We start from the raw sequence: 15,999 nt of genomic DNA on the forward strand, positions 1-15,999 counted from the left end.
ATGTTCGCAAACGGAAATGAGGATGAAGCGAAGGCCGGGCCGGCTAGCCGGCCGCGCGCAGCTTGGTGGCGGCGGCCTCGGCCGGGCGATGGCTCGAGGTTTCCAGGCACTGCGTGGCGATCGCCAGACTCGCGACGCCCTCGTCGCCGGTGACGGCGGGCGACGTGCCCGAGCGCACCGCATGCAGGAACGCGATCAGCTCGGCGCGGAGAGGCTCGTCATGGCCGACCGGGAGATGCCGCATCGAGTAGCTGCCGTCCGGCTTGAAGCCGAAGCATTCGGTGACCTGGCGGGTGAGCAGGTCGCCCATGATGTACTTGCCGCGCGTCGCCACGGTGACGTTGCGCGCCTTGAACGGCGTCAGCCAGTTGGTGTTGATGTGGGCCAACACGCCCGATGCGGTGCGGAACTGCAGAAGCGCGATGTCCTCGCGCTCGGCGACCGCGCTGGAGAGCTGCGGCTGCACCTCGATGATGTCGGACTCGGTGAACCAGCGGATCAGGTCGATGTCGTGCACGGCGAGGTCGATGACGACGCCGACATTGGACATGCGCGGCGGGAACGGGCCGACGCGGGTGATCGCGATCGACAGGATATCCTCGCCGGCGATCGCCTTCTTGATCGCGGCAACCGCCGGATTGAAGCGCTCGACATGGCCGATCATCAGGGTGACGCCGGCGCGGTGCGCGGCCGAGACGATCTCCTTGCCTTCCTCGACCGTGGAGGCGATCGGCTTCTCGACGAGCAGATGCACCTTGCGGGCGATGCAGGCGAGCGCGAGCTCGTGATGCAGATGGGTCGGCGCGGCGATCGTCACGGCGTCGACGCCCTCGGCGACGAGCTCATCGAGCGTCTCGAAGGTCGGGCAGTTCGCAAGCTCGGTGACGCGGCTGCGATGCGCCGGCAGCGGATCGACGACGCCGACGAGGTGCACGTCGGGCAGACCGGCGAGCACGCGGGCATGATTGCTGCCCATCACGCCGGCTCCGATCACGCCGACTCGCAGCGCCTGCCTCAGCTCGGCCTTGTGGCCCGCCCCCTTGGAACTCATGTCATCGACCCCATCAATGTCCCCGGATTGCGACGTCACGGATTGGCCGCAACGGTTAACGAACGGCAAATCACCGGTCGAAGCTCTCCTAGCATGCCGCTTGAAGCGAGGCGAATGCGGAAACCCTTTTCAGGACACGATTTGATTCAGAAAGTTACATCGGGTGCGGACGAAAAGCGCTGTCTTTTGAACGGCGTGCACGATGCCCTTCACGTGTGGCGAGCGCCCTGCTCACGCGTCACGACAGGCCGCGAAGGTAACCGTCGATGCGTCTTCACGCCTGCGTGTTGGCTACGGCAGGAGGTAACACGGTGGAGCCCGCCGGCGAAGGAGATCACGTCACATCGCGGGAGAACACCCATGACCCTCAGCCTCGCCTCGCTCCGCTACGCCTCATCCTTCGCCGTGCTGCTCGCCTCGCTTGCCCCGTGGTCGCCGTCGGCGGCCGCGGTGGATCGGCCCGTCGTCATCGAGCTCTTCACCTCGCAGGGCTGCTCCTCCTGCCCGCCTGCAAATGCCTATCTGAACGAGCTGGTGCGGCAGCGCCGCGACGTGCTGCCGCTCGCCTTTCACGTCACCTATTGGGACCGGCTGGGCTGGAAGGATCCGTTCTCGCTGCCGGCCGCCACCGACCGCCAGGCCCGCTACGGCAGCCGCTTCGGCGACGGCTCCTACACGCCGGAGATCGTCGTCGACGGGGTGACGGGTCATGTCGGCTCCAACAGGGCCGAGGTGGGAGCCGCGATCAATCGCGCCAGGGGCGCGAGCGCGACGGCGGCGCGGCTCAAGCTCGCACGCAATGGCGACAGGCTCACGGTCGAGGTCGGCGGCGGTGAAGGACGCGGACGCCTCCTCCTGGTCGGCTTCGATCATCGGCATGAAACGGCGATCCGCCGCGGCGAGAATGGCGGCCGCACGCTGGAGGAGCTCAACGTGGTGCGCTCGGTGCGCACGCTGGCAGATTGGAGCGGCGCCGCGCTGCGCCTCACCGAGCCGATGCCGGAGGGCGAGGATGCCGCCGTGATTCTCGAAGCGGCGGACGGGCGCATCGTCGGCGCGGCGCGATTGTAGTATGCGGTCAGGAGGAGGCGCAGTACCGGTGCCAGAACTGGCGGTAGCCCTCCTCCACCTTGCGCGTGTAGGTCTCGACATTGCCGGCGGCCGAGTTGGCAACCATGGCCGGCAGTTCAGCACGCAGCTTCGCCAGCGTCGCGGGTGCGGCAGCATATTTCAGCGCGATGGCGATGTAGCCGTCATCGTCGGAGGCCACGAAGTCGCCGAGCCCGACCGCCGTGTTGATCGCCGCGGCCGCGCGCGCCGCCGCGCCGTGGCCGAGCTTGGCGATGACGGGGACGCCGGCCTGCAGCGACTCCCAGGTGCTGACGCCGCCGTTCTGCGGGAACGGGTCGAGCGACATGTCGATGCCTGCGAACTGCGCGATGTGCTGGTCGCGCGTCGACAGGCCGAGGCAGGTGATGCGCTCCTGCGCGATGCCATGCGCCACGAACCGCGCGACGAGACCGTCGCGCAGCAAGGGCGCATCGAGCGCGCCGTTCTTGACGACGATCCGCGAGCCCGGCAGCGCGCCCATCAGGCGGGACCAGAGCGCGAGCGCAGGCTCGGAGATCTTGTCGATCCGGTTGAAGACGCCGAACGTGACGGTGCCGTTGCGCAGCATCGGCAGCGGCGTCGGCTGCCATCCCGGCAAGGGATCGGTGGTGATCACGGCCGGCAGATCATAGACCCGCTCGGCAAACAGCGGACGCACAGCCTCCGGCACGGTCACCGGATCGGCGAAGAAGTAGTCGATGGTCGGAAGCCCCGTGCCGGTGCCGCTGCCCCACGCCGTGACCTGCACCGGCGCCGGCTTGCGCGCGAACACCGGCAACCGGTTGCCGGCGGAATGGCCGGAGAGGTCGACGAGGATATCGACCTGATCGGCCTCGATACGGTCGCTCAGTTCCTCATCGGACATCTGCCAGGCGTCGACCCAGAGGTCGGCGGCAGAACGGCATCGCTCGGTCGTGCCATCCTGCAGCGGCGAGCAGGAATAGCAGACGACCCTGAACGCCTGATGGTCGTGGTGGCGCAGGACCGGCAGGAACACCAGGGCAGCCGAGTGATTCCTGAAATCGGACGAGACGTAGCCGATGGTGAGCCGCCGCTCCGGATCGCGGTCGCGGACCGGCGGCGGCCGGCGCGTGATCTTGCTGCCGATCCTGGTCCACCATTCCCGGCGTACCGCCTGATGCTGAGCGAAATCGGTATCCGGCATGAAGTCGAGCAGGAAGATCTTCGCGGTAATCGCATCACCGAAATCCGGCTTGATCTCGAGCGCACGCTCGAAGTGCTGCAAGGCCGTCGCGAGATCGCCCTGCTTGCAGAAGCATTCTCCGAGCCAGGTCCAGGCAACCTCCGACTGCGGGTTCTGCTCCAGCACCTTGCGGCAGGCATCCATCGCCGGCGCGATATTGTCCTTGATGGCGCTGAGCTGCGCGAAGCCCAGGAGCGCGACGTCCAGCCGCGGATCGAGCGCCAGCGCGGCCTCGAAATCGGGCATCGCCTTGTCGAAACGTCCGGCCTGCTGATGCAGCCGGCCGCGCTGCGCCAGCACCTGCGCGGCGTTGGGTTTGATCGCAAGCGCGGCGTCGAATGCCGCGAGCGCCTCGTCGGAATGGCGGAGATTGATGCTGGCGAGTCCCTTGCCGAACATCGCCTCCATGTGACGCGGGTTGAGCGACAACGCGCGATCGAAGCTCGCATTGGCCTCTGCATTGCGGGCGAGCGGAAGCAGCGCCATGCCGCGATTGCAATAGGCGTCGGCATAGTCGGGCTTGAGCGCGATCGCCCGGTCATGCGCGGTGATCGCCTCCTCCGGCCGCCCCAGGCGCATCAGCGTGTTGCCGAGGCCCGTGAGCGCCACGAGCAGATTCGGCTTCAGCGCGATCGCCCGTTCCTGGCATTTGCGCGCCTCGTCGAAGCGCTTGCGGTTGAACAGCGCGAGACCGAGATTGGAGAGCGCCTCGGCATGCCGCGGCTCGATCTCCACGGCCCTGGTCAGGGCCTGCTCGGCGAGGTCGAGCTGGCCGCCGTCGAGCGCCGTGACGCCGAGCAGGTGCAGCGCATCGAAATGGTCGGGAAGCAGCGCCAGAATCTGGCCGCAGATCGCCTGCGTCTCGGCGTGACGGCCGGCACGATACGCCGCCACGGCGCGCGGCATGAGCTCATCGGCCTGCTTGCGATGCTTCTTCTGCAATCTCGCATTCTGGAAGGCGCGAGAGCCGACATTGCTTGCCAAAAGACTTGCCTCCACGAGGAGCGTGCAGATCGCGGGAACGCGGTGAACTCACATGCGGCACGAGCGGATGCCGCGACACCAGAACTAGCCGGCGCAATGGCGGCGCCAGAACAGGCGATAACCCTCCTCGACCTTGCGCGCGTAGGTCTCGACATTGCCCGCGGCCGAGCCTGCGACCATCGCCGGCAGAGCAGCCCGCAGCCTGGCGAGCTCCGCCGGCCGAGAGGCCCACTTCGCGGCGAGCGCAACATAGCCCTCGTCGTCCTCGGCCACGAACTCGCCGAGCCCGACCGCCGTGACGATCGCGGCTGCGGCGCGCGACGCCGCGCTGCAGCCGAGCCTGGCGATGACCGGCACGCCGGCCTGCAGCGATTCCCAGGTGCTGACGCCGCCATTCTGCGGAAACGGATCGAGCGAGATATCGACCTGGGCAAACTGCGCGATCTGCTGCTCGCGCGTCGACCAGCCGAGACAGACGACCCGCTCCGGCGCGACACCATGGGCGGCGAAGCGCGCCAGGAGACGGTCGCGCAACAAGGGATCATCGAGCGAGCTGCTCTTGATCACGATGCGCGAGTCCGGCAGCTGCTGCATGATGCGGGTCCAGACGATCAGCGCAGCATCGGAGATCTTGTCGAGCCGATTGAACACGCCGAAGCTGACAAAGCCGTTATTGAGCATCGGCAGCGGTGTCGGCGCGATGTCCGGCAACGCTTCGGTGGTGATCACCGCCGGCAGGTCGTAGACCTGCTCGGCGAACAGATGACGCACGGCGTCGGGCACCGTCACCGGATCGGCCAGGAAGTAGTCGATGGTCGGCAGTCCCGTGCCGGTGCCGCTGCCCCAGGCCGTGACCTGGACAGGTGCGGGCTTGCGGGCAAACAGCGGCAGCCGGTTGCCGGCGGAGTGGCCGGAGAGATCGACCAGGATATCGACGCCATCGGCCGTGATGCGGTCGGCGAGTTCGTCGTCCGACATCTGCACGGCGTCGACCCAGAGATCGGCGCAGGCACGGAACTGCGCGGTCACACTGTCCTGCACCGGCGAGCAGGCGTAGCAGACGATCGCGAAATTCTGCGGGTCGCGATGCCTGAGTACCGGCAGAAACGTCAGCGCGGCCGAATGATTGCGGAAGTCGGACGAGACGTACCCGATCGTCAGGCGTCGTTCCGGGTCGAGATCGCGCTTGGCCGCCGGCCGGCGCGGGATGTGGGCGCCGATCCGCTGCCACCATTCGCGCCGCACCGCCTGCTGGAGCGCGAAATCGGCCTCCGGCATGAACTCGAGCGTGAAGATCTTGGCGGTCATCGCCTCGGCGAAATCGGGCCTGATCTCGAGGGCGCGATCGAAATGTGCGACGGCCGAGGCGACCTCGCCCTGCTTGCCATAGCAGACGCCGAGCCACAGCCAGGCCTCCTCGGAGCGCGGATTCTGCTCCAGCACCTTGCGGCAGGCGTCGACGGATTGGGCGACGTCCTTGAAATGGCCGAGCTGGGCCTTGCCGAGCAGCGCCATCTCCAGCATCGGATCACGCGCCAGCGCCGCCTCGTAGTCCGCCTTCGCCTGGTCGAAACGCCCGGCCATCTGATGCAGCCGGCCGCGCTGGGCGAGCACCTGCGGTGCACCGGGCTTGATGGCGAGCGCCGCATCGAAGGCCGCGAGCGCATCGGTCACGTGACGCAGATTGATGCTGGCGAGCCCCTTGCCGAACATCGCCTCCATGTGGCGCGGATTGAGCGACAGCGCGCGGTCGAAGCTCTCGTTGGCCTCCGCGTTGCGACCGAGCGGAAGCAGCGCCATGCCGCGGTTGCAATAGGCGTCGGCATAGTCGGGCTTGAGCGCGATCGCGCGGTCATGCGCCGCGATCGCCTCGTCCGGCAGGCCGAGCCGCATCAGCGTGTTGCCGAGGCCCGTCTGCGCGACCACGAGGGCTGGCTTCAGCGCAATCGCCCGCTCCTGGCACTTGCGCGCCTCCTCGAAGCGCTTGCGGTTGAACAGCGCGAGACCGAGATTGGAGAGCGCCTCGGCATTCCGCGGCTCGATCTCCACGGCCTTGGTCAGCGCCTGCTCGGCGAGATCGATCTGGCCACCGTCGAGCGCCGTCACACCGAGCAGATGCAGGGCATCGAAATGGTCCGGCAGCAACGCCAGGATCTGGCCGCAGATCGCCTGGGCCTCGGCCCGCCGACCACCGCGATAGGCGGCGACGGCCGCGGGCATCAGCGCATCGGCCTGCTTGCGGTGTTTCTTCTGCAGCCTCGCATTCTGAAACGCACGGGAACCGACATCGCTTGCCAAAGACGGCCTCCGAATGACGCGTGGATCTACATATCGGGCTTGTTCACGCGCGACCTTGCTTCAGGCCGCGACGGATGGGCCTCAGCCGCCAGTAGCGCAATAGCGGCGCCAGAACTGGCGATACCCCTCCTCGACCTTGCGCGTGTAGGTCTCGACGTTGCCGGCGGCCGAGTTGGCCACCCGCATCGGCAGCTCCGCACGGAGCTGAGCGAGCTCGGCCGGCCGCGCCGCGTGCTTCAGGGCGATCGCAATGTACCCCTCGTCGTCCTCGGCCACCCAGTCGTCGAGCCCGATCGCCTTGACGATCGCGCCGCCGGCCCGCGACGCCGCGCTGTTGCCGAGCTTGGCAACCACGGGAACGCCGGCCTGCAGCGATTCCCAGGTGCTGACGCCGCCATTCTGCGGGAACGGATCGAGCGAGATGTCGATGTTGGCGAACGCCGCGATGTGCTCATGGCGCATCGAGGCGCCGAGACAGGTGAGGCGGCTCTCGTTGACACCGTGCGCGGCGAAGCGGGCGATCAGCGTGTCGCGCAGGAATGCGTCCTCCAGCGCGCCGTTCTTGATGACGATGCGGGCGTCCGGCAACGCTTGGAGCAGCGCCGACCACACCCTCAGCACCTCGTCGGAGATCTTGTCGACGCGGTTGAAGACACCGAAGGTGACGTAGCCGTTGCGCAGCATCGGCAGCGGCGTCGGCTGCGCGTCCGGCAGCGGATCCGTGGTGATCAGCGCCGGAAGATCGTAGACCTGCTCGGCGAACAGCGGCCGCACCGCCGCCGGCACCGTCACCGGATCGGCAAAGAAGTAGTCCATCGTGGGCAATCCCGTGCCGGTCGCATTGCCCCATGCGGTGACCTGGATCGGCGCGGGCTTGCGGGCGAACACGGTGAGCCGGTTGCCGGCCGAATGACCGGAGAGGTCGACGAGAATGTCGACCTGGTCGGCCTGGATGCGATCGGCCAACTCATCGTCGGAGAGCTGAGATCCGTCGACCCAGCCGTCGGCCGCAGCCTTGCACTGCTCGGTGACTGAATCGACCAGCGGCGAGCACGAGTAGCAGATGACCTTGAACGCCGCGTGGTCGTGATGGCGCAGCACCGGAAGGAAGGTCAGCGCGGCCGAATGACTGCGGAAGTCGGACGACACGTAGCCGACGGTGATGCGGCGATCCGGATCACGGTCGATGGCGGCGAGCTGGCGCTGCGAGATATGCGCGCCGATCCGCTCCCACCATTCGCGGCGGACGGCCTGATGCACGGCGACGTCGGCGCCGGGATAGAAATCGAGCGCGAAGATCTTCTTCATCATTGCATCCTCGAAATCCGGCTTGATCTCGAGGGCGCGGTCGAAGTGCTGGATGGCGCCGGCCGTGTCGCCCTGCTTCGCCAGGCACGTGCCGAGCCAGATCAGCGCGACCTCCGACGCCGGATTCTGCTCCAGCACCCGCTTGCAGGCCAGCATCGCCGGAGCGATCCGCTCGGTGAGCACGCAGACATGCGCCTTGCCGAGCAGCGCCGCCTCGAGCCCGGGGTCGGTCGCCAGGGCGGCATCGAAATCGGCCTCGGCCTCGGCGAACCGTCCCATCTGCACGTAGAGGCGGCCACGCTGCGCGATGACGGCCGCCGTGCCCGGCTTCATGGCAAGCGCGGCGTTGAAGGCGGCGAGCGCCTGCTCGAGGTGCCGCAGATTGATGCTGACCAACCCCTTGCCGAAGGTCGCCTGCATGTGCCGCGGCGCCAGTGCCAAGGCGCGGTCGAAGCTCTGTCTGGCCTCCTCGTTGCGCAGCAGGAGCAGTTGCGCCATGCCGCGATTGCAGTAGGCGTCGGCGAAGTCGGGCTTCAGCGCGATGGCGCGGTCATGCACCTCGATCGCCTGCGCGAACAGCTGCATGTTCATCAGGGTGTTGCCGAGGCTCGTCAGCGCCGTGGCGAAATTGGGCTTGAGCGCGACGGCGCGCTCCTGCACCGCGCGCGCCTCTTCGTAGCGCTTCATGCTGAACAGCACGAGGCCGAGATTGGCCAGGGCCTCGGCATTGCGCGGCTCCACCGCGACCGCGCGGGTCAGGGCCTGCTCGGCGAGGTCGAGCCGACCGCTGTCGAGCGCGGAGGCGCCGAGAAGGTGAAGGGCGTCGAAATGATCGGGCACGAGGGCCAGCGCCTGACCGCAGATGGCCTGGGCATCGGCATGCCGGCCCGCCCTGTAGGCCTCGACGGCCTTCGGCAGCAGGCCGTCGGCCTGCTTGCGGTTCTTCTTCTGCAGGCGCGCGTTCTGGAACGCGCGCGATCCGATCGTGCTTTGCAAGGAAGCTCTCCGGCGGACGACGTCCGGGGCTATCTAGCACGGCTCGCGTGATTCGCGGCGAGACCCCGCCCTACTCGCGGCGGTAATCGTCCTCGATGCGGATGATGTCGTCCTCGCCGAGATAGGACCCGGTCTGGACCTCGATCAGTTCCAGCAGGATCTTGCCCGGGTTCTCCAGCCGGTGCACCGCGCCCATCGGAATGTAGATCGATTCGTTCTCGTGCACGGTCTTGACCGTCTCGTTGATGGTGACCCGCGCCGCGCCGCGCACTACGATCCAGTGCTCGGAGCGGTGATAGTGCTTCTGCAGCGACAGCCGCTGGCCGGGCTTGACGATGATGCGCTTGACCTGATGACGCTCGCCATTGTCGACCGACTGATAGCTGCCCCAGGGCCGATGCACCTTGATGTGCGCCTCGGTCACTTCGGGCGCGACGGTCTTGAGCTTGGCGACCAGCCGCTTCAACCCGTTGGCATCGCGCTGGCGCGACACCAGCACGGCATCCTGCGCCGCCACCACGACGAGATCATCGACGCCCTCGAGCGCGACCAGCGCCTTGTCGGTGACCACGTTGCAGTTGCGGGAATCCTCGAACACGGCGGCGCCGCGCGCGGCATTGCCCTGCCCGTCCTTATCGGACAGTTCCCAGACCGCATGCCAGGAGCCGACATCAGACCAACCGCACGACACCGCCACCACGGCGGCACGTTCAGTCTTTTCCATCACGGCATAGTCGATCGAGATCGGCTTGGCCGCCGCGAAGGCATCGGAGTCCAGGATGATGAAGCCGAGGTCGCGGCCGGCCTTGGAGACAGCGTCGATCACCGTCTGCACGCTGCCCGCATCGAACTTGCGGTATTCATCGAGCAGGACCGACGCGCGGAACATGAAGTTGCCGCTGTTCCAGAGATAGCCTTCGCGAATGTAGCGCTCAGCGGTCGGCTGATCCGGCTTCTCGACGAATTTCGCGACGGCCCGCACTTCCCCGGATACCGATGCACCCGGGCTGATATAGCCATATTCGGTGGCCGCGCGCTCCGGATTGACGCCGAAGGTGACGATGCGGCCGGCCTCGGCGGCCGCGAGCCCCTGCCGGCACGCCGCGAGGAAGGCCGCGGTGTCGCGAACGACGTGATCGGCCGCGAGTGCCAGCACGACAGCGTCCTGATGGCGCGACTGGGCGAAGGCAGCTCCGGCTGCGATGGCCGGGCCAGAATCACGCCGCATCGGCTCCAGCAGCACGTCCGCCTCGATGCCGATCTCGGCCAGTTGTTCCAGCACCATGAAGCGATAGGCCAGGTTGGTGATGATGATCGGCCGTTCGAACAAGTCGGCATCGGATACGCGCAGCAGCGTGTCCTGGAACGTGGAACGGGCGCCGAACAGCGGCAGGAACTGCTTTGGGCGAACCTCCCGCGATGCCGGCCACAGCCGGGTCCCGGCGCCGCCGCACATGATGAGAGGAATGATGCGTCCGGTCATGAATCAACCCGTTAAATTCGGTGATAGTCGCGGTACCATTTCGCAAAACGTCCGATGCCGTCGGCGATCGAGGTCGCCGGCCGGAAGCCGATGTCGCGTTCGAGGTCGCTGACATCAGCATAGGTCGCCTCGACGTCGCCGGGCTGCATCGGCAGCATTTCCCTGATGGCCGGCCGCCCGAACTCCTTCTCTAGTAATGTTATCACGTCCATCAGCTGTTCGGGATGATTGTTGCCGATATTGTAAATCCGCCATGGCGCCCGGCTGCTCGACGGATCGGGCCTGTTTCCATCCCAATCCGGGTTTCCCTGGGGCGGGCGGCCGATCAGGCGGACGATGGCCTGCACGATGTCGTCGACATAGGTAAAATCACGCCGCATCCGGCCTTGATTGAACAGCTTGACCGGCTGCCCGGCGAGGATGGCCTTGGCAAAGATGAACATCGCCATGTCGGGACGGCCCCAGGGGCCGTAGACGGTAAAGAAGCGCAGGCCGGTTGACGGCAGCCGGTACAGATGGCTGTAGGAATGCGCCATCAGCTCGTTGGCCTTCTTGCTCGCCGCATAGAGGCTGATCGGATGATCGACATTGTCCTTGACCGAGAACGGCAGCTTGGTGTTGGCGCCATAGACCGATGAGGACGAGGCGAACAGCAGGTGTTCGCAGCCGTGATGGCGGCATCCTTCGAGGACGTTGATGAAGCCTTCGAGATTGGCGTCGACATAGGCGTGCGGATTTTCCAGCGAGTAGCGCACGCCGGCCTGGGCCGCGAGATGCACCACGGCGGGAAAGCGATGCTGGGCAAACAGCGCCTTGATGCCGGCGCGGTCGACGAGATCGAGCTTGTGGAAGGTGAAGCCGGGCTGCCTCTTGAGAATGTCGAGGCGCGCTTCCTTCAGCTTCGGATCGTAATAAGCGTTGATGTTGTCGATGCCGACCACCTGCCGTCCCTCGGCGAGCAGCCGCTGCGATAGGTGAAATCCAATGAAGCCGGCGGCGCCGGTCACGAGGATGGGATGATCTGCCATGGTCGCTCCGTCAGGGTCGCCACAGTTCGATGGCGGCGGGTTTGCTCGCGCGGTCGAGCTTCATCTTCACGTCGAGCACGAGGCCGCTCTCCTCGCGCAGCAGGCCCTGCACGAGAGCCCAGCCTCCGGCGAGATACTGATCGTGCGACACGGCCAACACCACCGCGTCGGCTGGGCGCAGCGCCTCGATCGCCGTCAGGCCGATGCCATACTCCTCGTGCACCGCCGCTGCATCGGCGAGGGGATCGGCGATCTGCACCTCGACGCCGAACGACTGCAATTCGCTGATGATGTCGATCACCCGCGAATTGCGGATGTCCGGCACGTTCTCCTTGAACGTCATGCCGAGAATGGTGACGACGCCCCCCCGGCCCTTCCGCCGCAGCAATCCGCGGATGCATTCGCGCGCGATGCGCCGGCCCATCTCGTCATTGATGCGGCGGCCCGCCAGGATCACCTCGGGATGGTAGCCCGCCTTCTCGGCGCGGTAGGTGAGGTAATACGGATCGACGCCGATGCAGTGGCCGCCGACCAGGCCGGGGGTGAACGGCAGGAAGTTCCACTTGGTCGCGGCAGCCGCGAGCACGTCGCCGGTATCGATCTCCAGTGCCTGGAAGATCAGCGACAACTCGTTCATGAAGGCGATGTTGAGATCGCGCTGGGTGTTCTCGATCACCTTGGCCGCCTCGGCGACCTTGATCGAGGGCGCGCGATGGATGCCGGCGGTGACGACCGAGCCGTAGACGGCGGCGACGATCGCGAGCGTCTGCGGATTCTGTGCCGAGACCACCTTGGTGATGGTCTCGAAGCGATGCGTCTTGTCGCCGGGATTGATGCGCTCCGGCGAATAGCCGACGTTGAAATCCGTCCCCGCCTTCAGCCCCGAGCAGCTCTCCAGCAACGGGACGCAGTCTTCTTCGACGGCGCCCGGGTACACGGTCGACTCATAGACGACGACGTCGCCGCGTTTCAGAACGGCTCCCACCGTGCGCGTCGCGGCCAGCATGGCGCCGAGATCGGGCCGCCGCGCGCTATCGATCGGGGTCGGAACGGTGACGATGAAAAAATCGGCAGTCGCGATATCATCCGGCTCGCTGGTGAAGCGCAGGCCTGGCCGGCGCAGGTCGGCCGCATCGACCTCGCAGGTCCGGTCCCTTGCATCCTTCAGCTCCGCGACCCGCACCGCATCGATATCGAACCCGATCGTCGGGCAGCCTGTCCGCGCGAACGCAGCCGCGACCGGCAGGCCGACATAGCCAAGGCCTATCACCGCAATCTTCCGGCCATGAGACATAAATTGATATTCCGGTCGTTTCGGAGGCCATTGACGCCACCCCTGCGACTGTTTAGCCACCGGGGCATCAGGACCGCAAGGGGCGGCTAAGGCTCCCCCTCGACCGGGGTCCGGCCTTGCCAGGACGGGAGTTGCGCGTATCGCACTCGGCTTGGACCGTTTCAACCAAGAGCGAAGCCAGCCTGGCATGCGTGCGTTTTTGATTCTTCTCCTCCGGATCGTGGTGTCGCTGGCCCTACTGTATCTCGCTTTGCGCGGGATCAACTTTGCGGCGATCCGCGAACGGCTCAGCCAGATCAACATCGGCTGGATCGGGCTGGCGGTGGCCATCACGCTGGTGCAGATCTTCATCGGCGCCCTGCGGTGGCGCGAGATCTCCGCGCTGTGCGGCGCGCCGCTGACGGACCTGCAAGCGTTCCGCTACAACATGATCGGCGCCTTCTTCAATCAGACCCTGCCGTCCTCGATCGGCGGCGACGCCGTGCGTCTCTGGCTGATCGGGCGCACCGGCGCCGGCTGGCGCGCTGCCAGCTACTCGATCCTGACCGACCGCGCCGTCGGCTTCATTGCACTGGCGCTGATCATCGTCGCGAGCCTGCCGTGGAGCTATGGCATGATCGCCGACGAGCACGGGCGGCTGGCCCTGGTGCTGGTCGACGCCGCCGCGCTGGCGGCCGGCGTCGGCTTCCTCACCATCGGCCATCTGCCGGCGGCGTGGATGAAGGCGTGGTGGCCGACGCGTCACGTCTATGCCTGCTCGGTGATCGCGAACAAGGTGATCTTCGGCCGAACCACGGCTGCAAAGATCGCCGCGCTGTCACTGTCGATTCACGTGCTGGCCGTCGTCATCGCCTGGTGCGCGGTGCGCTCCATCGCGGCGCCAGCCGCATTCGAACAACTGTTCCTGCTGACCCCGCCGATCATGCTGATCACGATGCTGCCGATCTCGATCGCCGGCTGGGGCGTGCGCGAGGCGACGATGATGGTGGCTTTCGGCTATGCCGGATTGGCGCCGACGGACGGCACCGTGGTCTCGATCCTGTTCGGCGCGGTCTACTTCATCGTCGGCGGCATGGGCGGGCTGGTGTGGATTCTCAGCGCCGAAAAAGGCGCCGGCCGCCTCGCCGTTCCCGCGACGGTCGAAGACTGACCTGGATCATGATGCGATTCCACGGAATCGCATCATGATCTCATCTCTTTGTTTGAGCATGATCTTTTCGGAAAACCGGTTTCCACTTTTCCGGATCATGCTCTAAGCGGCGCGCGCCCATTCGTCGTGCCAGGCCTGCGCCATCAGCACGTTCCACAGCCAGTAGGAATGATTGTGGCGGCGGCTGAGATGCTCGTCGAACATGCGCGTCACCCGCACCGGATCGAACAGGCCCTGCCGCCTCAGCCGCTCCGGCGACAGCAGGTCCGAGGCCCATGATTTCAACGGCCCACGCAGCCACGCGTCGAGCGGAATGCTGAAGCCGGTCTTCGGCCGGTCGATCATCTCCGCCGGCACGTGGCGATACAGCACCTGCCGCACCAGCCATTTGCCGCGGCCGTCCCGCACCTTCATGCCGGCGGGCACCTTGGCCGAGAACTCGACGACGTCCTTGTCGAGGAACGGCACACGCGTCTCCAACGCAACCGCCATCGCCGCGCGATCGACCTTCTGCAGGATGTCGTCGCTGAGATAGCTGAGGGAATCCGCCAGGGTCATGCGGTCGAGCGGATCGAGCCGCGCCGCGAGCTGCCGCATCTCGCTCCCCGCCCAACTCTCCTGCTCCGTGCCACCCACCACCGTGCCGGCCGGATCCTGATCGATCGAGCACAGCGCCCGGTAGAGGCCATCAAAGCCGTCGGCGGCAATGACGCGGCCGAGCTTGGCCACCTGATCGCCGGCATGCCGAACCTTCAATCGCGCCGGCAACACCGGCTGCAGCGCCCTGAGAACCGTCTCGGCCGGCTCCGGGGCGATCGCGCCGAGAACGGCGCCAATGGCACGCCGCAGCGGCATCGGCACGCGACCAAGACGCGCCTGCAGCGCGCCGCCCCAGACATGCCTGTTGTAGCCGCCGAACAGCTCGTCGCCCGCGTCACCTGACAATGCGACGGTCACATGCCGGCGCGCGAGCTGCGCGACCAGATGCGTGGGGATCTGCGAGGAGTCGGCGAACGGTTCGTCATAGATCCGCGGCAGCTTCGGCACCACGTCCATCGCGGTCCGCGCATCGACGTACAGCTCGGTATGATCCGTGCCGAGATGCTGGGCAACCCTGCGGGCGTCCTCGGCCTCGTTGTAGCCACCTTCGGCAAAGCCGATGCTGAAGGTGCGGACCGGCTGGCTCGCCCCCGCCTGCATCAAGGCCACGATGGTCGATGAATCGACGCCCCCGGACAGGAACGCGCCGAGCGGCACGTCCGACAGGCACTGCCGCTTCACGGCGACCGACAGCAACTGCTCCAGCCGATCGACGGCCTCGCGCTCGTCGGCGATGCGATCCTCCTGGGCGGCAGCGACGCGATCGCGCAGCGACCAATAGGGTTGCGGCAGTGGCCAGCCGCCGGGAGCCGCATCCGAGGCGAAGCTCACGAACGACGCCGGTGGCAGCTTCCGGATGCCGGTCCAGATCGTGGCGGGCGCAGGCACGTAGGAAAAGCGCATGAACGCCGTGAGCGCCGCGCGGTCGAGCGACGGCGCCCAGGAGGGATGCGCCGCCAGCGCCTTGAGCTCGGAGCCGAACACCAGATCGGCGCCGCTCCAGCCGTAGAACAGCGGCTTTTCGCCGAAGCGGTCTCGCGCCAGGATCAACTGCCGAGTTTCGGCGTCCCAGAGCCCGAAGACGAACATGCCGATCAGGCGCTGAAGCGCCGGCTCAACGCCCCATCGGCTGATCGCGGCGAGCAGCGTTTCGGTGTCGGAATGACCGCGCCAATTCGGCGCGGCGCCGGCGGCCTCCAGCTCTGCACGGACATCGAGATGGTTGTAGATCTCGCCGTTGAAGGTGACGGTGTAACGTCCGCAGGCACTGTGCATCGGCTGCGCCCCGGCCTCGGAGAGATCGAGGATCGCCAGACGGCGATGTCCGAAGGCAAGTCCCCTCGCAGCACTGATCCAACTGCCGGACGCATCGGGGCCGCGATGCGCCAGCGCTGCCGTCATCCGTTCGACGATCCCAGTCAGTTGAGCCTGGTCGGCTCCGCCGGGGCGAAACAGGCCGGCTATGCCGCACATGGTACCCTCTCCGGCGCTTC

The 15,999-nt window shown here is 66.8% G+C and carries 10 protein-coding genes; 2 read left to right on the top strand and 8 right to left on the bottom strand.

What is annotated here, in order from left to right; genetic code table 11:
* Positions 1-43: 43 nt before the first annotated feature.
* Positions 44-1,051 carry a Gfo/Idh/MocA family oxidoreductase gene (locus QW863_RS19530; protein WP_315712777.1) on the bottom strand — a complete coding sequence of 336 codons (1,008 nt, stop codon included), beginning with the start codon at positions 1,049-1,051 and terminating at the stop codon, positions 44-46.
* Positions 1,052-1,411: 360 nt separating this feature from the next.
* On the opposite strand from QW863_RS19530, the gene QW863_RS19535 reads away from it, so the two are divergent.
* Positions 1,412-2,122, top strand: a complete 711-nt coding sequence (locus QW863_RS19535) for a DUF1223 domain-containing protein (RefSeq protein ID WP_315768246.1) — start codon at positions 1,412-1,414, stop codon at positions 2,120-2,122.
* Positions 2,123-2,129: 7 nt separating this feature from the next.
* Here QW863_RS19535 and QW863_RS19540 read toward each other — a convergent pair whose 3' ends face one another.
* The 6 genes from QW863_RS19540 to QW863_RS19565 all read right to left on the bottom strand — a co-directional run bounded on the left by QW863_RS19540 (position 2,130) and on the right by QW863_RS19565 (position 12,756).
* A complete protein-coding gene (locus QW863_RS19540; RefSeq protein WP_315768248.1) occupies positions 2,130-4,349 on the bottom strand; it encodes a tetratricopeptide repeat protein in 2,220 nt (739 codons plus the stop codon).
* 84 nt (positions 4,350-4,433) lie between these two features.
* Positions 4,434-6,647, bottom strand: a complete 2,214-nt coding sequence (locus tag QW863_RS19545; RefSeq protein ID WP_315768250.1) for a tetratricopeptide repeat protein — start codon at positions 6,645-6,647, stop codon at positions 4,434-4,436.
* Between the two features lie 81 nt (positions 6,648-6,728).
* Entirely contained in the window at positions 6,729-8,951 is a 2,223-nt protein-coding gene (locus QW863_RS19550) for a tetratricopeptide repeat protein (protein WP_315768252.1), read from the bottom strand.
* Positions 8,952-9,021: 70 nt separating this feature from the next.
* The gene (locus tag QW863_RS19555) at positions 9,022-10,434 is read right to left on the bottom strand and encodes a mannose-1-phosphate guanylyltransferase/mannose-6-phosphate isomerase (RefSeq protein ID WP_315768255.1); all 1,413 of its coding nucleotides are present in this window, start codon (positions 10,432-10,434) and stop codon (positions 9,022-9,024) included.
* An 11-nt stretch (positions 10,435-10,445) separates the two neighbouring features.
* The gene (locus QW863_RS19560) at positions 10,446-11,462 is read right to left on the bottom strand and encodes an NAD-dependent epimerase (RefSeq protein ID WP_315768256.1); all 1,017 of its coding nucleotides are present in this window, start codon (positions 11,460-11,462) and stop codon (positions 10,446-10,448) included.
* A gap of 10 nt (positions 11,463-11,472) precedes the next feature.
* Positions 11,473-12,756 carry a nucleotide sugar dehydrogenase gene (locus tag QW863_RS19565; RefSeq protein ID WP_315768258.1) on the bottom strand — a complete coding sequence of 428 codons (1,284 nt, stop codon included), beginning with the start codon at positions 12,754-12,756 and terminating at the stop codon, positions 11,473-11,475.
* A 187-nt stretch (positions 12,757-12,943) separates the two neighbouring features.
* On the opposite strand from QW863_RS19565, the gene QW863_RS19570 reads away from it, so the two are divergent.
* Positions 12,944-13,906 carry a lysylphosphatidylglycerol synthase transmembrane domain-containing protein gene (locus tag QW863_RS19570; protein ID WP_315768260.1) on the top strand — a complete coding sequence of 321 codons (963 nt, stop codon included), beginning with the start codon at positions 12,944-12,946 and terminating at the stop codon, positions 13,904-13,906.
* 102 nt (positions 13,907-14,008) lie between these two features.
* Here QW863_RS19570 and asnB read toward each other — a convergent pair whose 3' ends face one another.
* Positions 14,009-15,979 carry an asparagine synthase (glutamine-hydrolyzing) gene (asnB, locus tag QW863_RS19575; RefSeq protein WP_315768262.1) on the bottom strand — a complete coding sequence of 657 codons (1,971 nt, stop codon included), beginning with the start codon at positions 15,977-15,979 and terminating at the stop codon, positions 14,009-14,011.
* Positions 15,980-15,999: the final 20 nt, after the last annotated feature.

This window comes from Bradyrhizobium sp. SZCCHNR1017 (assembly GCF_032381375.1).
Taxonomy (GTDB): Bacteria; Pseudomonadota; Alphaproteobacteria; order Rhizobiales; family Xanthobacteraceae; genus Bradyrhizobium.